This window comes from Pseudomonas sp. MOIL14HWK12:I2, from assembly GCF_000510745.1.
Taxonomy (GTDB): Bacteria; Pseudomonadota; Gammaproteobacteria; order Pseudomonadales; family Pseudomonadaceae; genus Chryseomonas; species Chryseomonas oryzihabitans.
The window spans coordinates 915,212-934,164 of record NZ_KI783313.1 but is presented as its reverse complement, the minus strand read 5'-3'; the positions used below and the strand labels follow the sequence as shown (position 1 = coordinate 934,164).

Sequence of the window (18,953 nt, the reverse complement as noted above, 5' to 3'; positions counted from 1 at the left end):
CTAGGGTCTTCCGGGTGACAGGCGCCTGATCAGCCAGGTCGAGAGCCAGTACACCGGCTCCAGCACCAGAAAACCCAGCAGGATGCCGCCCAGCCGGGCCAGGCCTGCCACCGGGTCGATATGGTCATAGTGGTCAGGCACCATCACCACCAGAAACGCCAGCGCGAACTGCATGCCGAGATAGCCGATACCGAGCGGGCCGTTCTCGAGGTGTCTGCCGATCAGCACACCGAGCGCAACGCCCGCCAGCGTGAGCCAGAGGCTTTCCTGGCTGACCAGCAGCAAAAGGGCCGCCAGGCCACCCCCGAGCAGGCAGCCGAGCATTCGATGCAGCAGCCTTCTGGAAACCGCCTTGCCGGCGCTGCTCAGGCCGTCGAAGGGAACCACCATGACCGCCAGGATGGTGATGGCCGCCTGGCTGACATCCACCTCGATCTCTGCCGTCGCGCCCAGAGACAACAGGGCCAGAGCCAGACCTCCCTGCAGCGCATGGCGCAACGCCAGGGGCTGCCAGACACCCAGGGTTCGGGGTGTCGAGGCCACCGTGGTCGGCACCTTGGGCCACAGGCGCGCACGGACGCCGTAGGTGGAAAGGGCGCTCACCAGCACGCACGCCGAGGTGCCGAGCGCCACCTCCAACAGGCGTGACAAGGCGTATTGCTCGAGCTGCTCGGGCGCCTGGAGGCTCGCCAGGACCACCATGGCGTAGGTGAGGCCGCCCAGCAACCAGGCATAGCCATAGCGGCCCACCAGTGTCAGATAGAGGGTGATGCTGCCCACGGTGCCCAGCAGGACGGCCTGCTCGTAGGGGTTCAGCTGCAGGTGGCGCAGGACCAACAGAGCGCCTGCGGCGCCGATACAGGTACCCAGCACCCGCAGGCAGCCGCGCGAGAAACTGTCGCGGACATCTAACCTCATCACGATATAGCCGCTGAACGCCGCCCAACCGACATGCTGAACCCCGGCCAGGTGGCCGAGCAGGATCGCCAGCAGGACCGAGGTCAGGGTTTCCAGTTCGTCGACCACACGGCGCCGGTCGCGGCCGAACTGGCGGAGATCGCCTGCCAGATCGCGCAACAACTGCCTGAATTCCGACAACGCCTGAGAGGGAGACATGGATCCCTGATGAGTACCGTGATCGCTGCCTATGTTACCGCCGCTGATCGCCGTCTGGCAGCACGGGAGCCGGCCGCGAACGGTAGAGGCGCATCGCGACGGGACCGCTCAGGCCGAGCTGCCGCCATCGGCCAGCCAGCGCAGCACGCCCTGGCCCGCTGCCCGGCCACTGGCGAAGCAGGCCGTGAGCAGATAGCCGCCGGTGGGCGCCTCCCAGTCGAGCATCTCGCCGGCGCAGAAGACTCCCGGCAGCTGCCGGAGCATCAGGCCGTCGTCCAGCGCTTCCAGGGGTACACCGCCGGCGCTGCTGATGGCTTCCGCCAGGGGCCGCGCTCTGACCACGGTGAGGGGCACGGCCTTGCAGGCCTGGGCCAACCGGCCCATGTCCTGGAAGGTCTCTGGCGGGGCCAGTTCGCGGAGCAGGGCGGCCCGGGCGCCGTCGATCCCGGCGTGGCGCCGCAGGTGGTTGGCCAGGGACTGGCTGCCGCGGGGCCTGGCCAGGGCCCGGCCGAGTTCCGCCAGGTCACGCTGCGGCGCCAGGTCCAGGCTCAGGGTCGCCTGGCCATCCCGTTCGATGGCCTTGCGGATTTCGGCGGACAGCGCATAGACCAGGCTGCCCTCGATCCCGGTGTCGGTGAGCACGAATTCGCCCTGGCGTGGCGGCTGACCCGCCAGGGCCAGGGCCGCGGGCTTGATTGGCGCGCCAGCATGGCGGGTCTTGAGGAAATCGCTCCAGCCGGCCACCTCGAAACCGCAATTGGCCGGTTCCAGCGGGCGCAGTTCGACTCCTCGCGCGGCGAGCAGCGCCTGCCAGGCCCCATCCGAGCCCAGCCGCGGCCAGCTGCCACCGCCCAACGCCAGTACCGTAGCCTGGGGCTGCAGGAGCCGCTCGCCCTCCGGGGTGGCCAGGCGCAGCCGGCCCTCGGCGTCCCAGCCCAGCCAGCGGCTGCGGGTATGGATGCGTACGCCCTGGTCGCGCAGGCGATGCAGCCAGGCACGCAGCAGGGGTGCGGCCTTCATGTCGGCGGGAAACACCCGGCCCGAGGTGCCGACAAAGGTCTCGATACCCAGCTCATGGATCCAGGCGCGCAGGGCGTTGCTGTCGAAGCTGTCGAGCCAGGGGCTGACGCCGCTCTCACGCTCGCGATAACGCTGGCGAAAGGCAGACTGCTCCTCGGCATGGGTGATGTTCATGCCACCCACGCCGGCGAGCAGGAATTTGCGGCCCACCGAAGGCATGGCATCGAAGAGATCCACAGGAACGCCTGCAGCGGCCAGGGTCTCGGCCGCCATCAGCCCGGCAGGGCCGCCCCCGATGACAGCGACGGCGGGCGTGGCGGAGAGGAGAGACATGGCGGCATCCAGGAGCTGAGGAAAACCGCCATTGTACGCGACACGACTAGACCACGCCGGCCTGGCCCAGGGGCGCCGCTAGGGGCTCTTCCAGTCGTTCGGGAATCAGCGGATCGTTGCGCCCGGGCGTGAGAATCACCTTGCGGCAGTCCTCCTGCTTCTTGTCGAAGATCTTGTAGCCCTCGACCGCCTGCTCCAGGGACATCCGGTGGGTGATGATAGCCTCTGGCGCCAGGTCACCGCGTTCGATGTGTTCGAGCAGCTCCGGCAGATAACGCTGCACGTGGGTCTGGCCCATCTTGAAGGTCAGGCCCTTGTCGAAGGCGTCACCGAACAGGAAGCCGTGGATGAAGCCGGCATAGACGCCCGGTACGCTCACGGTACCGCCACGGCGTACCGCGGCGATGCACTGGCGCAGGGCCTTGCCGCTGCTGCCTTCCAGCTTGAGATTGGCGAGGATGGTCTCGGTGGTGCTGCCCTTGGCCTCGAAGCCCACCGCATCCACCACGCCGTCGACGCCGCGCTTGCCGGGCGTCTGCTCGATGATGGTGGCGGCCGGGTCGTCGTCTTCGTCAAAGTTGATCGGGATGACGCCATAGGTCTGCTGGGCATAGGCCAGCCGATAGGGGTGGTGATCGACCATGAAGATGCGCTCGGCGCCCAGCATCCGCGCACAGGCCGCGGACAGCAGGCCGACCGGGCCGGCGCCATAGATGGCGATGCTCGATCCCTGGCCGATGCCGGTGTTGAGCACGGCCTGCCAGGCGGTGGGTAGGATGTCGGACAGGAACAGCACCTTTTCGTCGGCCAGGGTGCCGGGCACCTTGAAGGGACCGGTGTTGGCCTTGGGCACCCGCACGTATTCGGCCTGGCCGCCCGGCACGCCGCCATAAAGGTGGCTGAAGCCGAACAGCGCCGCGCCCGGCGGGATCTGTTTCTTGTTGAGGATGGCGCCGCGACCGGTATTGGTGGTCTCGCAGGCGGCGTAGAGATCCTGGTTACAGAAGAAGCAGCTGCCACAGGCGATGACGAAGGGAATCACCACCCGGTCGCCTTTCTGCACGGCAGTGACGGCCGGGCCGGTTTCCTCGACGATGCCCATGAATTCGTGGCCGAAGATATCGCCGTGTTCGACGGTGGGAATCTTGCCGCGGTAGAGGTGCAGGTCCGAACCGCAGATGGCCGTGGCCGTCACCCGCAGGACGATGTCGTCGGCGTCCTGGATGGTCGGATCGGGGACGGTATCGACGCGGACATCGTGGGCACCGTGGTAGGTCAAGGCTCGCATGGCGGTCTCCGTAGGGCGGTAAGCACCTAGGGTGGAGGCCGCCGTAAGCCGAGCGGTTCCGCGAGGTCGGACCGGTGGTATGGCGATCTGATAGCGACAGTTCGCGACTTTTCGCCGCTATTGCCCGGGCCAGAGCCGGGCAGGCGCAGCGGCGTCAGCGGTTGCGGATATAGACGGCCTTGCCGGCGCTGCCGTCGGCGGGATCGCGTTCCTGGACTTCGAAACGATCGCCATGGGCCTTGACCAGGCCGCTGAATTTGCGGTGCCCATAGAGGCGGGCGTCGAAATCCGGACGCACCTTGCCGAGGTTGGCCCCGACCATGCCCAGATTGGCCCAGCCGCCTTCGTCGGAGGCGTCTTCCACCGCCTGCTCGATGAGCTTGAGGATGGTGCTCAGCTTGGGCTTGCCGCGGTTGGTGGTGACGGGCTTGTCGCTGGCGCCGGCGGCCTCGCGCGGTTCCTCCCGCGGCTTGGACCTGAGGATCTCGGTGTAGATGAACCTGTCGCAGGCCGAAACGAAGGGATCCGGCGTCTTCTCCTCGCCGAAGCCGTAGACCGTCAGTCCTTCCTCGCGCAGCCGCGCCGCCAGGCGGGTGAAGTCGCTGTCGCTGGAGACCAGGCAGAAGCCGTCGAAGCGGCGGGTGTAGAGCAGGTCCATGGCGTCGATGATCAGGGCGCTGTCGGTGGCGTTCTTGCCCTTGGTGTAGCCGAATTGCTGAACCGGCTGGATGGAGTGGTCGAGCAGCACCTTCTTCCAGCTGTTGAGCTGGGGTTGGGTCCAGTCACCGTAGATGCGCTTGACGCTGGCCACGCCGAAGCGGGCGATCTCGGCCATGAGGCCATCGACGATGGCCGCGGGGGCGTTGTCGGCGTCGATCAGCACGGCCAGGCGTGCCTGGCTGGATTCGGGTGTCTTGGCGGTCTTGCTCATGGAAACTCCTGTTCAATGCAGGCCGAGCTCGTGCCAGACCTGGGTCGCCGTGTGATGGAGGATGCCGTGACGACGGGCCAGGGCCAGGCGATCGGCCGAATAGCCGCCGCCGATCACCCCCACCACGGGTATATCCGCCGCCAGGCAGCGCCGCAAGACGAAACCGTCGCGCGCCGCGAGACCGGCATCGGTCAATTCGAGATAGCCCAGGGCGTCGTCGCGATGGACGTCCACCCCGGCGTCGTAGAGCACCACGTCGGGCTGATGGAGCGGCAGCAGGTAGCCCAGGGCGTCGTCGAGCACCCGCAGGTAGCCGGCGTCGTCCAGGCCGCGGGGCAGGGGGATGTCCCAGTCGCTTTGCGCCTTGCGCGCCGGATAGTTGGTGGCGCAGTGCAGGGAGACGGTGACGGCGTCGGGCACCTCGGCGAGGATGCGCGCCGTGCCGTCGCCCTGGTGGACGTCGCAGTCCAGGATCAGCACCCGTCCGGCGCGTCCGCTTTCCAGCAGCGACAGCGCCAGGATCGCCAGGTCGTTGAAGATGCAGAAGCCGGCCGGATAGTCGTGATGGGCATGGTGGGTACCCCCGGCGAGGTGGCAGGCCAGGCCATGACGCAGCGCCAGCTCCAGGGTGAGCAGGGAACCGCCCACGGCGCGGATGGTGCGGCGCACCAGGGCTGCGCTCCAGGGCAGGCCCAGCTGGCGTTGCAGCGGCGGCGGCAGTTCGCCGGCCTTGAACGCCTGGATGTAATCAGGGGCATGCGCCAGCGCCAGTAGCTCGTCCGGGCAGAGTTCGGGCCGTTGCCAGTTGTCCGCGCCCAGGATGCCGCTGGCACTCAGGTGTTCGTGCAGCAGCCGGAATTTCTCCATCGGAAAACGATGGCCAGCGGGGAAGGGCGGACTGTAGTCCTCGTGGTAGACCAGGGGCAGGCGTGTGTTCAAAACACCAGAAGCTCCAGGATGAACCAGAGGATACCGGTACAGAAACCCAGCGCCAGGAGAAACAGCAGGCCGTCGCGGGCGATCAGCGACAGGGCGAAGGAGGTCAGCGCCAGCCCCGCCGTGGTGTTGGCGAAGGGCACCAGATCCAGCACCGGCATGGTCGCGGCGATGAGGATGCAGAGCAGGGCGGTGACGAAGTGCGCCGGGCGCGAGGTGAGTACCCGCAGCCGCGACTTGACCACCTTGTCGACCCAGCGCGCCGGCTTCTGCAGCAGCCGCAGCGACTTGCGCAGCTTGCCGCGGGAGACGGAGCGCTGCAGCACCCAGCGCGGCAGCCAGAAGTGGTCGCGCCCCAGTAGCAGCTGACCGCTCACCAGCATCACGAAGACGGCGATGGCGGTGGCGATACCGGGAATGCCGGTGAGCGGCGAGATCGCCAGCACGCCCGGCAGGAGGATCATGGGGCCGAAGGAGCGACTGCCGATGGCGTCGATCAGGTGCTGCACCGAAACCTGGCTGGGGCTGTTGCCCACCCGCTCCAGGCAGGCCAGAAAGCTCTGGAGGTCCACCGGGCCATCCTGCCCGGTGTCGCAGCTGGCGGGCTCGCGCTCCAGGGCCTCCTCTTTCATGGCTGGGCGCTGTCCAGCATGCGGCGGATCCAGCGGGTCAGGTCCTGGCGGCCATAGGGCTTGTTGAGGATGGGGAAACGCTCGCCGTTGCCTTCTTCCAGTTCCAGGGCGTTGTTGGCGTAGCCGGTGGTGAGCAGGATGCGCAACTCGGGCTGCCGCCGCTGGGCCTCCTTGGCCAGCATCACGCCATTCATGCCGCCAGGCATGATCAGATCGCTGAACAGCAGGTCGATGGTGGGTTCGCGCGCGAGAATGTCCAGCGCCTGCTGGCCATTGTGGGCGACCAGCACCTGATAGCCGGTCTCTTCCAGGATGGCCTGGGCCAGGGCCGCCACGTCCGGGCGATCGTCCACCACCAGGATGGTCTCGGAACCGCCGCCGTCCTCGTGCGGGGTCGGCAGGGGCGCCGGGTGTTCGCGCGCCTCCTCTTCGGAAACGGGGAAGTAGAGACGCACCGAGGTACCTATGCCGACCTCGGAATAGAGCCTGACCAGGCCGCCCGACTGCTTGAGGAAGCCGTAGACCATGGACAGGCCCAGGCCGCTGCCCTGGCCTTCGTCGCGGGTGGTGAAGAAGGGGTCCAGGGCGCGCCCGAGCACGTCGGTCGACATGCCGCAGCCGGTGTCGGTCAGGGCGATGCAGACATAATGCCCCTGGGCCAGGCCGCCATGGGCCAGGTCCTGGCCATTGACCTCGACGTTGAGGGTTTCCAGGGTCAGGGTGCCGGTGCCGCGCTCCTGCATGGCCAGGCGAGCGTTGTCGACGATGTTGAGCAGCGCCGTCTCCAGCTGGATCGGATCAAGCCGGCAATTCCACAGCGCCGGTGCCGGGCGGAAGATGAAGCGGAAGGGGCCGCCCAGGGCCTGGGCCAAGCGACTCTGGCGGGCATTGATGAGCTTGTTCAGGTCCACCGCGCGCCCGGTCAGGCGCTGCTTGCGGGCGAAGGCCAGCAGCTGCTGGGTGAGGGTCGCCGCCCGATTCACCGCGTCGCGGGTGTTGTCGACATGGCGCTTGGCCTTGTCCCTGTCCAGTTCCGGGCGGTCCAGATTGATCCTCAGGATATCCAGGTAGCCGACCATCACCTGCAACAGGTTGTTGAAATCGTGGGCAATGCCGCCGGTGAGCTGACCCAGGGCTTCCATCTTCTGCGCCTGGCGCAGGGCGTCTTCGGCGTCGCGGCGGCGGGAGACGTCCAGCTGCGAGGCGAAGTAGTAGCGCAGCTGGCCGGCGGGATCGAGCACCGGCGAGATGAACAGCGCATTCCAGAAGGTCGAGCCGTCCTTGCGGTAATTGAGCAACTCGATGTCGCAGTCGCGCTGCTCGCGGATGGCGTTGCGGATCTCGGCGATGTGCTCCTGGCGGGTGTCGGGTCCCTGCAGGAAGCGGCAATTGCGACCCAGCACCTCGTCCAGGGCATAACCGGTGGTACGCAGGAAGGACTCGTTGGCAAAGATGATCGGGTTATCCGGCTGGTGCGGATCCGTCACGATCATCGGCATCCGGGTCTTCTTCACGGCGGCAAAGAAGATGTCGTCGTGGCCGAGACCCTTGCCCAGCTCCGCGATCTGGGCCGCGGCGGGGTGGGAAGACGAAGCGTTTGCGGTTTCGGTCATGGAGAGGAAGCCTGCGAGCGGACAGCGATACCTTTATTGTGACCCTTTATACGGCCACAAGCTCCACCAGTTATCGTCATACGATGAGCAATGTGTCTGGAAGCACGGCGAACGCACAGGATTTGACCGGTTTTGCGTATGATGATCGCTCTCTGTCAAGGAACCCTACCCATGAGCAAGGTGCTGGACAACCTGGTCGATCTACTGACCCTCGAATCCCTGGCCCCCGATCTGTATCGGGGCGGCAGCCAGGATCTGGGCTTTCCCCAGCTCTTTGGTGGTCAGGTCCTGGGGCAGGCGCTGTCGGCGGCCAGCCAGACCGTGCCGGTGGAGCGCCGGGTGCACTCGCTGCACGGTTACTTCCTGCGCGCCGGGTCGGCGGTCGAGGCGGTGACCTACCAGGTGGATCGCATTCGCGACGGCGGCAGCTTTTCCACGCGCCGGGTCACCGCTTTCCAGGGCGAGCAGCCGATCTTCTTCTGCAGCGCCTCCTTCCATATCGAGGAGCCGGGTTTCGAGCATCAGACGACCATGCCGGAGGTACCGGCACCCGAGACCCTGCAATCGGAAATCGCCCACGCCCAGCGCTATGCCGAGCTGATTCCTGCGCCGCTGCGCGACAAGCTGCTCGGCCCGCGCCCGATCGAGATGCGCCCGGTGGTCTTTACCGACCCCTTCCAGCCGCAGCCCACCGAACCGGTCCGCCACGTCTGGTTCCGCGCCACCGGCGACCTGCCGGACCAGCCGGCCCTGCATCGCTATCTGCTGGCCTACGCCTCGGACTTCAATCTGCTGCCCAGTTCGCTGCTGCCCCATGGCACCAGCTTCTGGGACCGCTCGCTGCAGATCGCCAGCCTCGACCATGCGGTCTGGTTCCACCGCGATTTCCGCCTGGACGACTGGCTGCTGTACGCCATCGACAGCCCCTGGGCCGGTGGTGCCCGCGGTCTGTGCCGCGGCAGCATCTACAACCGCGCGGGTCAGCTGGTGGCCTCGGTGGCCCAGGAAGGACTGATTCGCAAACGCGGCTGAGATCCAGCCGTCCGGCTGGCTATTTGGTTATCACCCTTATAGGCTCTTGCCTGCGAAGGACTGGATGCCCGCGGCTAGGCGTCCCAGGCACAACATTAGTTTGAGGCATCGTTCTTGAATCGACTCGCGCGCGTCGTAACCGGTATCCAGGGGCTGGATGAGATCTTGAAGGGAGGCCTGGTTGCAGGTGCGTCCTATGTCATCCAGGGGCGTCCGGGTTCCGGCAAATCGATCATGGCCAACCAGATCGCCTTCAACCATGTGCGCGGCGGTGGGCGGGTTCTGTTCGCCACCATGCTGTCGGAAACCCACGAGCGGATGTTCCAGTTCTTTTCCACGCTGGATTTCTTCGACCGCTCCTGCATCGGCGACCAGGTCCAATACCTGAGTGCCTTCGATACCATGGAAGGTGAGGGGCTGGACGAGGTGGTCCGCCTGCTGCGTCGCGAGATCAGCCGGCAGAAGGCCAGTCTGCTGGTGGTCGATGGCCTGCTCAATGCCCGGTCGCGCGCGGAAACGCCGATCGACACCAAGAAATTCATCGCCGAGTTGCAGGGGCATGCGGCCTTCGCCGGTTGCACGGTCATCTTTCTCACCAGCGCGCGTCTCGAGGACGGCAGCCCGGAACACACCATGGTCGATGGTGTGCTGGATCTGCACGAGGAAGAAATCGGCAGTCGCACCATCCGCCGCCTGGCGTTGCGCAAGACCCGTGGCAGCGGCGCGCTGCCGGGCTTTCACGAATTCACCATCTCCGATGCCGGCATCACCGTGTTTCCGCGCCTCGAGGCGCTGTATCGCGATCCTTCGGCCGGCGCGACCTATCGCGTCGGTCACCAGCGCGTGCCCAGTGGCATGGCGTCGCTGGATGCGATGATCGAAAACGGCCTGCCGGAGAGTTCGACCACCCTGCTCATGGGGCCATCGGGTGCCGGCAAGACCTCCATCAGCCTGAACTTCCTGGCGGCCTGCACGCCGGAAGCGCCCGCGTTGATGTTCGGCTTCTACGAACCGCCGGAGCGATTGCTGCTCAAGGCGAGCGCCCTGGGCCTCGACCTGGCCAGCCGGGTCGACGAGGGCGCCTTGCATCTGCACTGGCAACCGACCACCGAGATGCGCCTCGACGAGGTCGGTCTCGAGCTGCTGGCCATGGTCAGACGGCACGGCATCAAGCGGCTGGTGATCGACAGCCTGGGCGCCATCGCCCGCTTCGCCCTGCCGCAAGGACGGCTCATCGAATACTTCAGCGCGCTACTGAACGAGCTGCGCACCCAGGGCGTCACAGTTCTAGCCACCTGGGAATTGCGCGACGTCTTTGGCGCGGACATCGCCGCGCCGGCGCCCGAACTTTCCAGCATGGTGGACAATCTGATTTTGCTGCGATTCGTCGAGGCCGAGGCCGAGATCAAGCGGGTGCTGTCGATCCTCAAGGTCAGGGACAGCATCTACGATCCAGCGCTGTGCGAACTGATCATCGACGACTCGGGAATCGAACTGAAAAAGGCATTCAAAGACATGGTGAAGGTACTTTCAGGTTCAGCCATGCCCTCCACACAACCATGATCGCGTCGGGTGGGAGAATCTCCAGATGACGACGATACTGGTAGTCGATGACGAATTCCTGATAGCGGACATCCTGGCCTTCGCCCTCGAAGACGAAGGCTACATGGTGGTCAAGGCGAGCAATGGTCGCCGAGCGCTTGACGTCTTCGATCGCGAACTACCGTCCCTGGTCATCACCGATTTCATGATGCCGGTGATGAACGGCCGCGAGCTGGCAGAGGCCCTGCGTGAACGTCAGGGCTTGCAGCATCTGCCCATTATCCTCATGAGCGGCGCCCAGGCGCATCTGGCTCAGGAGAGTTCGGAGCTGTTCGATTGCGTGTTTCAGAAGCCGTTCAACATCAGCGACATCGTCGATGCGGTGCACAAGCACCTGGTGACCCTGGAGCAATGACGAACCCATAGCAAAAAGGCCTGTCTAGACAGGCCTTTTTGCTATGGGGCTGGCGCAGCGGCCAGCCCCGCGTCTCCGATCAGGAGCGCGAAAGCAGTACGCCCAGCACGAAGCCGACGCCGCCGGCGATGGCCAGGGCAGTGAAGGGCTTGTCGGCGGTCACGTTGCGCGCGCAGTCGATGGCCTGGCCATACTGCTCCTGCAGCTTGCCTTCCAGCTGACGGGCCTTGCCCTGGGCTTGCCAGTCGGCATTGCCGGTCGCCGCGCCAAAGCTATCCTGGACCTTGCCGGTAGCGTCCTTGGCATTGCCTATGATCTGATCGGTATTCATAAATGCACCTCGTGTGGGGAAACGGGGGAGGTCATGCCAAGCGGCATGCTTCCTTTATTGATCCGCGCCAGACGCATTTCGTTCAGGTCAATTTGCTGTTCGCGACGTGTATCGCGGTTCCCTGCCGAGAGGATCCATGATCTCCAGCCGTTTTTCCGCCCTTTGCCTGCTGTCGCTCCTGGCGGGCTGCAGCACTCAGCAGCCGCCGGCCGAAGCCCCGACCGGGGCCGACGACCTCTTCGCCCGTCCTATCATCGCCGAGAGCGTTCTGCGCGAGGGTTCGCGTCTGCAGATGGCGCTCGCCCTGGCCGATGGCGGCTCCGCCCTGGTCTCCCTGGATTGCGTGGCTGACCAGGCCGAGTTGCTCTACCTGGATGGCGCTCAGCGGGTCTATCCGGGGCGGGTGAATGCCTATGCCGCGCCCTTGCCGTTGAGCGCGGCCAAGGTCGCGGCGCTCAAGCAGCGTCCCGATGTGGCGGCGCTCTGCGCCCGGCCCGCCAATGCCGACTGGCGCGCCCTCGCCAGGGGCCCCGGCGGCGACACCCTGGTGATCGACCGCAACAGCCTGGTGGACGATAACGGCGTGCGCCGTTTCTGGGCGGGTCAGCAACTGCCCGTCGTCCTGCAGACGCCACGCTACGGTGCTCCGGTGCGCCAGTGGCGCGAATCCCTGGCGGCCGACTGTACGGCGCGCCGTTACCTGCTACTGGCGCGCTACGGCCTGGACGATGCGGGGCGGGTGACCGACAGCCAGCCGAGCGCCCAGGGCCAGGAAGCCTTCACGGCGGCGCCGGCCGAACGGCGTACCCTGCTGGAAGCCGCCTGTGATCGGCGAGACGCCTTGTTGGCTACGCCGCGCATGGAAGAGGTCAGGGCCGCCGCCACACCGCCGGCTGCTCCGCCGCCTCCCGGCGAACTACCCGCGGCCCAGGCGCAGCCCCTGCAGGCGCTCAAGGCGTTGGCGCTGCCCGCGCCGCGGGTGGCTGTGCAGCGCTTCGTGGAGGAGGGCGAGAGCCGCTACGAAGGCCAGACCCATGCCTATCGCGAAGAGGTGCAGGTCAGCCCTGGCGCCCAGCCCGGACTGCTGCGCTTCAGTGCCCAAGGCAAGGCGGCCCGGGTCGATTCGCTCACCTGGCGCGGGCTGATCGACCTGGTACGCCGTACCCGTATCGACAACGGCAACCTGCCGGTGGAAGAAGTCGCCAGCCTGGATCAGCTGACCTTCAGCGGCGACTGGCGCGCCCTCGCCGTTGGCAGCCAGGTCGGTTACCAGGCGCGGCAGACCCTGACCGGCAATCTCAAGGGCGCCGAGCAGCGCGAGATCAGGCTGTCTTGCAAGGTGGTGGGCGACGGCGAGGCGCGCCGGGTATTGGCCAGCCTCAGCGGCCGGGCCAAGACCCTGGAGTGCCGGCATGGCGAGGCGGGCCATGGCCCCCTGAGTCGCTGGACCTACCTGGAGGACTACGGCTTCTTCCACCTGACCAGTGTCGGAGCCGGACGCGCCATGGGCCTGGAAAAGCACCTTAGCGACCTGCGATAGCCGGCCCAGAGCCCCTGGTCAGGCCGGGGGCTGCTGCATGAAGTCTGGAAGTTCCCAGGTGATATTTTCCTCAGAGGTAAATATCACTCTCTAAAAGGACTCTTTTTGGCGAATTAGTACTGGGAGTACGCTGTGTCTATCGAAACAGCACAACCAAGAGGTATTCGCTATGAAAGTCCTGGGTGTCCAAGCCATCGTCGCCGTCCTGTTCATGGGTCTGCTGTCGGGCACGGCGTCCGCCGCCAGCCGCGATATGTCGAGCAAGTCGATTCGCGCCAACGCTCAAGCCCAATTCCAGTCGGAGCATCCCAACCGGGTATCCGCGCTCTACCAGAACAACGCCAACTAATCTGGCGGCTGTCTCGACGCCCCGGCGACCCACTCATCGCCGGGGCGTCGTCCTGTCTGGCCCCTCATCAGCCGGACTATCCATGTCTTCCCCCTCCGGTAACGTCGCTCCCTCAACCCCCTGACCGTCTTCCGTCCTTGCTGCAGCGGCTCCGGCACGGCAGGCTGTGCACCTCAGCTCAACGAGACAGGATGATGAAGATCGGCGAATTGGCCAGGCGCACCGATTGCGCCGTCGAGACCATCAGGTACTACGAGCGCGAAGGGCTGCTGAGTCCGGCGGCGCGCAGCAGCAGCAACTACCGCAGCTATGACGAAAGCCAGGTCGAGCGCCTGGTCTTCGTTCGCCATTGTCGGTCGCTGGACATGACGCTGGAAGAGATTCGCGCCCTGCTGGCCCTGCGCGATACCCGCGAACCCGGCTGCGCCCAGGTGGACGCCCTGATCGGCGCCCATCTGCATCATGTCGAGGTGCGTATCCGCGAGTTGAATCAGCTGCGTGAACAGCTGGTGACTCTGAGGCGCCACTGCCAGGGAGAGGGCGAAGGGGACCGTTGCGGCATCCTGCGCGAACTCGGTCAGCCGGCGGCGCCATCGGCGACCACCGCCAGCTGCAGTGCGGCCGGGCACGCCCATGTGCCCGGCACCCACCGCCTGCATGACTAGCTAGGAATCAGAGCGCCTCTGCCCAGAGGTCGTACTCGTCGGCGTCGGTGACCCGCACCCAGACCTTGTCACCCGGCTTCAGCGGATTGGCGCTGTCGACATAGACGTTGCCGTCGATTTCCGGGGCATCGGCATAGGAACGGCCGATGGCGCCCTGGTCGTCCACCTCGTCGATCAGCACCTCGATCTCGCGACCGATCTTGAGCTGCAGGCGCGCGGCGGAAATGGCCTGCTGGTGCGCCATGAAGCGCTCCCAGCGCTCCTGCTTGACCTCGTCCGCAACCGGCTCCAGGCCCAGCTCGTTGGCGGGTGCGCCCTCGACCGGCGAGTACTGGAAGCAGCCGACGCGATCGAGCTGGGCCTCGGTGAGCCAGTCCAGCAGGTACTGGAAGTCTTCCTCGGTCTCGCCGGGAAAGCCGACGATGAAGGTGGAGCGGATGGTCAGCTCCGGGCAGATCTCGCGCCAGCGCTTGATGCGCGCCAGGGTCTTGTCCTCGAACGCCGGGCGCTTCATGGACTTGAGCACCTTGGGGCTGGCGTGCTGGAAGGGGATGTCCAGGTAGGGCAGCAGCTTGCCGGCGGCCATCAGCGGAATGACGTCGTCGACATTGGGGTAGGGGTAGACATAGTGCAGGCGCACCCAGACGCCCATGCCCGACAGCGCCTCGCACAGCTCCAGCATGCGCGTCTTGACCGGCTGGCCGTTCCAGAAGTCCAGCTTGTACTTGAGGTCGACGCCGTAGGCACTGGTGTCCTGGGAGATCACCAGCAGCTCCTTGACGCCGGCCTTGACCAGGCGCTCGGCCTCGGACAGCACGTCGCCCACCGGGCGGCTGACCAGCTTGCCGCGCATGGAGGGGATGATGCAGAAGCTGCAGCTGTGGTTGCAGCCTTCGGAAATCTTCAGGTAGGCGTAGTGGCGCGGGGTCAGCTTGATGCCCTGGGGCGGCACCAGATCGATCAGCGGATTGTGCTCCAGCTGCGGCGGCACCACCTCGTGCACGGCGCTGACCACCTGCTCGTACTGCTGCGGACCGGTCACCGCCAGCACGCTGGGATGCACGCCACGGATGTTGCCCTCGTCCACACCCATGCACCCGGTAACGATCACCTTGCCGTTCTCGGCGATGGCCTCACCAATGGCGTCCAGGGACTCGGCCTTGGCGCTGTCGATGAAGCCGCAGGTGTTGACCACCACCACGTCCGCGTCTTCATAGGTCGGCACGATCTCGTAGCCTTCCATGCGCAGCTGGGTGAGGATGCGTTCGGAGTCGACGGTGGCCTTGGGACAGCCGAGGCTGACGAAACCGACCTTGGGGGCGGACGTTTGGATGGACATGGGCTAACCTCGGCGGGCGCTCAGGAGGCGCCTTGATCAAAAAACGCGCGATTCTAGCCATCTCTGCCGCTGCTTGGAAGGGGCAGGCAGGTCCTGGCGACAGCGCAGAGCTTTTTGCCGACCAAGGAGTCTATGGTGCTGGAAGCGCTGCGCTGAGAGGTTGCGCGCGCCACGCTACCGGCCTTTTCAACTTGATCCTGACGCCGCTTCGGCGCAGGATGCGCCGATTTTAGACTCTAGGAGCCCTGCATGAGCCGTCCGGAACACGAGCACGGTGGTAAAGCCCCTTCGGCCTTGGGAATGATCGTGCTCGCCACCGGTGTGGTATACGGCGACATCGGCACCAGTCCTCTCTATACCCTCAAGGAAGTCTTTTCGCCGCACTACGGCTTGCCGCTGAATCACGACAGTGTGCTCGGCATCCTGTCGCTGATCTTCTGGTCGCTCATCTGGGTCGTCACCCTCAAGTACATCACCTTCGTCATGCGTGCCGACAACCAGGGCGAGGGCGGCATCATGGCGCTCACCGCCCTGGCCCGGCGTGCCGCCCAGGGCTCGCCGCGCCTGTCCACCACCCTGGTGCTGCTGGGGCTGTTCGGCGCCGCACTCTTCTACGGCGACAGCATGATCACCCCGGCGGTCTCGGTGCTGTCGGCGGTGGAGGGTCTGGAACTGGCCTTCGATGGTCTGGAAGCCTGGGTGGTGCCCATCGCGCTGGTGATCCTGGTCGGCATCTTCGCCATCCAGAAGCGCGGTACCGCCACCATCGGCAAGTTCTTCGGGCCGGTGATGGTGCTCTGGTTCACCACCCTGGGCGCCCTGGGTGTCTATGGCATCGTCCAGCAGCCCGAGGTGCTCAAGGCCTTCAATCCCTACTGGGCGGTGCAATTCTTCGCCGATAACCCGGTGAAGGGCTTCATCGTGCTGGGCGCGGCGGTGCTGGCGCTGACCGGCGCCGAGGCGCTCTACGCCGACATGGGGCACTTCGGCCGCAAGCCCATCGCCCGGGCCTGGCTGCTGCTGGTGCTGCCGGGGCTGGTGCTCAACTACTTCGGTCAGGGCGCGCTGCTGCTCGCCGATCCCGCGGCGGTGCGCAATCCCTTCTATCTGCTGGCCCCGGAATGGCTGCTGCTGCCGATGATCGGCCTGGCGACCCTGGCCACCGTCATCGCCTCCCAGGCGGTGATCACCGGCGCCTTCTCCATGACCCGCCAGGCCATCCAGCTGGGCTACATCCCGCGCATGCAGATCCAGCACACCTCCAGCCAGGAGCAGGGGCAGATCTACATTCCGCTGATGAACTGGGCGCTGATGCTGGGGGTGATCTTCCTGATCCTGACCTTCCAGTCCTCGGCCAACCTGGCCGAAGCCTACGGCGTGGCGGTGACCGGCACCATGCTGATCACCAGCTGCCTGGTGTCGGCGGTGATCCTGCTGCTGTGGAAATGGCCGCGCTGGATCATGGTGCCGCTGCTGATCGGCTTCCTGCTGGTGGACGTGCTGTACTTCTCCGCCAATGCGCCGAAGATCTTTTCCGGCGGCTCCTTCCCGGTGATCGCCGGTATCGTCATCTTCATCCTGTTGACCACCTGGAAGCGGGGCCGGCAACTGGTGGTGGAGCGCCTGGACGACGGCGCGCTGCCGCTACCGATCTTCATCAGCAGCATCCGCGCCCAACCGCCGTTCCGCGCCAAGGGCACCGCGGTGTTCCTGACCGCCCGTACCGACGTAGTCCCCCACGCCATGCTGCACAACCTGCTGCACAACCAGGTGCTGCACGAGCAGGTGGTGCTGCTCACGGTGCGCTACGAGGATCGTCCGCGGGTGTCGCGCGGCGAGCGCATGGAGGTCGAGGACTTCGGTGATGGCTTCTATCGGGTGGTGCTGCACTACGGCTTCATGGACGAACCGGACATTCCCCTGGCGCTCAGCCATTGCCCCTATCCGGGACTGGATTTCACGCCGATGCGTACCACCTACTTCCTCAGCCGGGAGACGGTCATCGCCTCCAAGCGCCTGGGCATGGCGCCCTGGCGCGAGAATCTCTTCGTCTTCCTGATGAAGAACGCCAACGGCAACCTGAGATTCTTCAAGCTGCCGGTGAACCGGGTGATCGAACTGGGTACCCAGGTCGAGATCTAGCCGAGCGCGAAAAGCACAAAGGCCCCAGCAGGGGCCTTTTCTTTGCCTAGTTGAACACTGGCGGGGGGAGGGCGTCGGGATCGGTGATGAAGGGCATCTGCCAGCTGTCGAGGGTCTGGCCCCGGCTCTCCAGCTCGCTGCGTACCGTGCCGATGTAGCCGGCCAGGCGCAGGGGATCGGCGTAGTCCGCTTCGCCGAGCTGTTCTTCGGTATAGAGCGTCTTGCCCTGGGCATCCACCACGCCCAGTGCCAGGTCATGGCCATCCGCACCGGACGACACCACGCAGCCAAGGGGTTGGAAGGCATCCACCAGGATCTTGCTGGCGGCATCGGCGGAAAGCGGTGTGCTCATGTCGGGGGTCTCCGTGGCTGTTGCAGCCATAGACCGCGGGAGACCGGCTCCTTGTTCCGGCCGTTCGTCCGGGCCCGCAGGCCCGGACAAGATACGCTATTGCGGCGTACGGGCCTCGATGGCCTTGACCATGAAGTCGGCCAGCTTGTCGTAGTTCTCGTCGAAGTGGTGACCGCCCGGGCGGCCCAGCTTCTCGCCCGGCTGGCCCGGCTGGGTACAACCGCTGTCGTCCTTCTCTTCCTCGCCATAGACGCAGAACAGCTTGGCGGCGGGGATCTTGCTGGTTTCCGGCAGGGTGTCGGCTTCGTCACCCGGCTTGCCCAGCCAGCCTTCCACGGCGATCTCGAAGTTGCTTTTGCGGCTGAAAGCCAGCAGCAGCAGCGAGGTCACCTGGTCCTGATCCGCCTTGGGCAGGCGGTTGTAGACCGCCGGCAGGATGTCAGCGCCAAAGGAGTAACCGGCCAGCACGAAGTGCTTGGCGTTCCACTTCTCGCGGTATTCCTGCATCAGGTTGGCCAGATCGGCGGCCACCTGTTCCGGACTCTTGTGCTGCCAGAAGTAGCGCAGCGCATCCACGCCTACTACCGGATAGCCCGCTTCGTTCATGGCCTGGGCCGAGAGCCGGTCGATGTCGCGCCAGCCGCCGTCACCGGAGTAGAAGATGGTCACCACGTCGGGATGGCCGGGCTTGACGTCGGGATCGGCCGGCATCTCGATGGTCGGGATGTCGTTGTGCTGACCCAGCAGGCGGTTCTTCAGCTGGGTGCGCAGCACCACCGGCAGGGCGGTGCCGTAGTCGGCGATGGTCAGGTCGGCATTGCTCTGCTGACGCACGAAGATCGCCGAATCATCGGTCGGATGATCGTTCCAGGCGATGTGCCACTGGCCGGCTGCCGCCTTGGCGCGCAGGGCGTCCGGGCAATCCAGGGTTTCCAGGTTGAAACCGACGCTCAGGGCGGCGGCCTTCGGATTGTCCTGGGTGGCCAGCCAGCGCCAGGCGCGGGCAGCGCCCGGGCCGATGCCGCCGACAAAGGTCGGCGCGCCGCTCAGCTGCTTGGCGGCGGCGGCGAAATCTTCGTTCTGCGCCTGGCAGTTGTTGGAAACCTGGACCTCGTACTGGACGATCTCGGCGCCGGTGTTGGTCGCCAGCCCCAGCAGATCGGCGTCCGCCAGCTGCAGATCCGCAGGTGTGGCCAGAACCACGCGAGCGTGTGGCTCGCCCTTGGGCGCGGCCATGGTCAGCAGGCGACCGTCCGGCTGCGCCATGACCTTGACCTGGGGCGCCGAGGGCCAGCGATGGAGCCACCACCAGCCGAGGCCCCCCGCGATCAGCAGGATGACGAGCAGTACTGCGAGTGCACGTTTCAGCATAGGAGT

The 18,953-nt window shown here is 66.0% G+C and carries 18 protein-coding genes; 7 read left to right on the top strand and 11 right to left on the bottom strand.

Annotated features, from left to right (window positions below; translation table 11 throughout):
• The 7 genes from PSK12I2_RS0120590 to PSK12I2_RS0120560 all read right to left on the bottom strand — a co-directional run bounded on the left by PSK12I2_RS0120590 (window position 1) and on the right by PSK12I2_RS0120560 (window position 7,869).
• Window positions 1-1,080 (bottom strand): FUSC family protein, encoded by a 1,080-nt coding sequence (locus PSK12I2_RS0120590; protein WP_027599873.1) that lies wholly within the window; start codon window positions 1,078-1,080, stop codon window positions 1-3.
• Window positions 1,081-1,224: 144 nt separating this feature from the next.
• Window positions 1,225-2,469 carry a TIGR03862 family flavoprotein gene (locus PSK12I2_RS0120585; RefSeq protein ID WP_027599872.1) on the bottom strand — a complete coding sequence of 415 codons (1,245 nt, stop codon included), beginning with the start codon at window positions 2,467-2,469 and terminating at the stop codon, window positions 1,225-1,227.
• 46 nt (window positions 2,470-2,515) lie between these two features.
• The gene (locus PSK12I2_RS0120580) at window positions 2,516-3,757 is read right to left on the bottom strand and encodes a zinc-dependent alcohol dehydrogenase (RefSeq protein ID WP_027599871.1); all 1,242 of its coding nucleotides are present in this window, start codon (window positions 3,755-3,757) and stop codon (window positions 2,516-2,518) included.
• Window positions 3,758-3,911: 154 nt separating this feature from the next.
• Window positions 3,912-4,688 carry an NYN domain-containing protein gene (locus PSK12I2_RS0120575; RefSeq protein WP_027599870.1) on the bottom strand — a complete coding sequence of 259 codons (777 nt, stop codon included), beginning with the start codon at window positions 4,686-4,688 and terminating at the stop codon, window positions 3,912-3,914.
• Window positions 4,689-4,700: 12 nt separating this feature from the next.
• Window positions 4,701-5,627 carry a histone deacetylase gene (locus PSK12I2_RS0120570; RefSeq protein WP_027599869.1) on the bottom strand — a complete coding sequence of 309 codons (927 nt, stop codon included), beginning with the start codon at window positions 5,625-5,627 and terminating at the stop codon, window positions 4,701-4,703.
• Window positions 5,624-6,256, bottom strand: a complete 633-nt coding sequence (locus tag PSK12I2_RS0120565) for an exopolysaccharide biosynthesis protein (RefSeq protein ID WP_007158986.1) — start codon at window positions 6,254-6,256, stop codon at window positions 5,624-5,626. The genes PSK12I2_RS0120570 and PSK12I2_RS0120565 overlap by 4 nt, the downstream gene beginning before the upstream one ends.
• Window positions 6,253-7,869, bottom strand: a complete 1,617-nt coding sequence (locus PSK12I2_RS0120560) for a histidine kinase famiy protein (RefSeq protein WP_027599867.1) — start codon at window positions 7,867-7,869, stop codon at window positions 6,253-6,255. The genes PSK12I2_RS0120565 and PSK12I2_RS0120560 overlap by 4 nt, the downstream gene beginning before the upstream one ends.
• Window positions 7,870-8,040: 171 nt before the next feature.
• Between PSK12I2_RS0120560 and tesB the strand changes: the two genes are divergently transcribed.
• The 3 genes from tesB to PSK12I2_RS0120545 all read left to right on the top strand — a co-directional run bounded on the left by tesB (window position 8,041) and on the right by PSK12I2_RS0120545 (window position 10,858).
• Window positions 8,041-8,901, top strand: coding sequence for an acyl-CoA thioesterase II (tesB, locus tag PSK12I2_RS0120555; RefSeq protein ID WP_027599866.1), 861 nt, complete (start codon window positions 8,041-8,043; stop codon window positions 8,899-8,901).
• Between the two features lie 114 nt (window positions 8,902-9,015).
• Window positions 9,016-10,464, top strand: a complete 1,449-nt coding sequence (locus PSK12I2_RS0120550) for an ATPase domain-containing protein (RefSeq protein WP_027599865.1) — start codon at window positions 9,016-9,018, stop codon at window positions 10,462-10,464.
• Window positions 10,465-10,489: 25 nt separating this feature from the next.
• Window positions 10,490-10,858 (top strand): response regulator, encoded by a 369-nt coding sequence (locus tag PSK12I2_RS0120545; RefSeq protein WP_027599864.1) that lies wholly within the window; start codon window positions 10,490-10,492, stop codon window positions 10,856-10,858.
• Between the two features lie 79 nt (window positions 10,859-10,937).
• On the opposite strand, the gene PSK12I2_RS0120540 is transcribed toward PSK12I2_RS0120545, so the two are convergent.
• Window positions 10,938-11,189, bottom strand: coding sequence for a CsbD family protein (locus PSK12I2_RS0120540; protein ID WP_007158981.1), 252 nt, complete (start codon window positions 11,187-11,189; stop codon window positions 10,938-10,940).
• A gap of 136 nt (window positions 11,190-11,325) precedes the next feature.
• Between PSK12I2_RS0120540 and PSK12I2_RS0120535 the strand changes: the two genes are divergently transcribed.
• The 3 genes from PSK12I2_RS0120535 to cadR all read left to right on the top strand — a co-directional run bounded on the left by PSK12I2_RS0120535 (window position 11,326) and on the right by cadR (window position 13,743).
• Window positions 11,326-12,729 (top strand): hypothetical protein, encoded by a 1,404-nt coding sequence (locus tag PSK12I2_RS0120535; RefSeq protein ID WP_027599863.1) that lies wholly within the window; start codon window positions 11,326-11,328, stop codon window positions 12,727-12,729.
• Between the two features lie 169 nt (window positions 12,730-12,898).
• Entirely contained in the window at window positions 12,899-13,078 is a 180-nt protein-coding gene (locus PSK12I2_RS0120530; protein ID WP_007158979.1) for a hypothetical protein, read from the top strand.
• 194 nt (window positions 13,079-13,272) lie between these two features.
• Window positions 13,273-13,743 carry a Cd(II)/Pb(II)-responsive transcriptional regulator gene (gene cadR, locus PSK12I2_RS0120525; RefSeq protein ID WP_027599862.1) on the top strand — a complete coding sequence of 157 codons (471 nt, stop codon included), beginning with the start codon at window positions 13,273-13,275 and terminating at the stop codon, window positions 13,741-13,743.
• A gap of 7 nt (window positions 13,744-13,750) precedes the next feature.
• On the opposite strand, the gene rimO is transcribed toward cadR, so the two are convergent.
• Entirely contained in the window at window positions 13,751-15,076 is a 1,326-nt protein-coding gene (gene rimO, locus PSK12I2_RS0120520) for a 30S ribosomal protein S12 methylthiotransferase RimO (protein WP_027599861.1), read from the bottom strand.
• Window positions 15,077-15,382: 306 nt separating this feature from the next.
• Here rimO and PSK12I2_RS0120515 point away from each other — a divergent pair, with 306 nt between their 5' ends.
• The gene (locus tag PSK12I2_RS0120515) at window positions 15,383-17,224 is read left to right on the top strand and encodes a potassium transporter Kup (protein ID WP_027599860.1); all 1,842 of its coding nucleotides are present in this window, start codon (window positions 15,383-15,385) and stop codon (window positions 17,222-17,224) included.
• 46 nt (window positions 17,225-17,270) lie between these two features.
• Here the strand turns inward: PSK12I2_RS0120515 and PSK12I2_RS0120510 are convergent, their stop codons facing one another.
• Together PSK12I2_RS0120510 and PSK12I2_RS0120505 are read right to left on the bottom strand one after the other, a co-directional pair.
• Window positions 17,271-17,576, bottom strand: coding sequence for a hypothetical protein (locus PSK12I2_RS0120510; RefSeq protein ID WP_027599859.1), 306 nt, complete (start codon window positions 17,574-17,576; stop codon window positions 17,271-17,273).
• Window positions 17,577-17,672: 96 nt separating this feature from the next.
• Window positions 17,673-18,947 (bottom strand): virulence factor family protein, encoded by a 1,275-nt coding sequence (locus PSK12I2_RS0120505; RefSeq protein WP_027599858.1) that lies wholly within the window; start codon window positions 18,945-18,947, stop codon window positions 17,673-17,675.
• Between the last annotated feature and the right edge of the window lie 6 nt (window positions 18,948-18,953).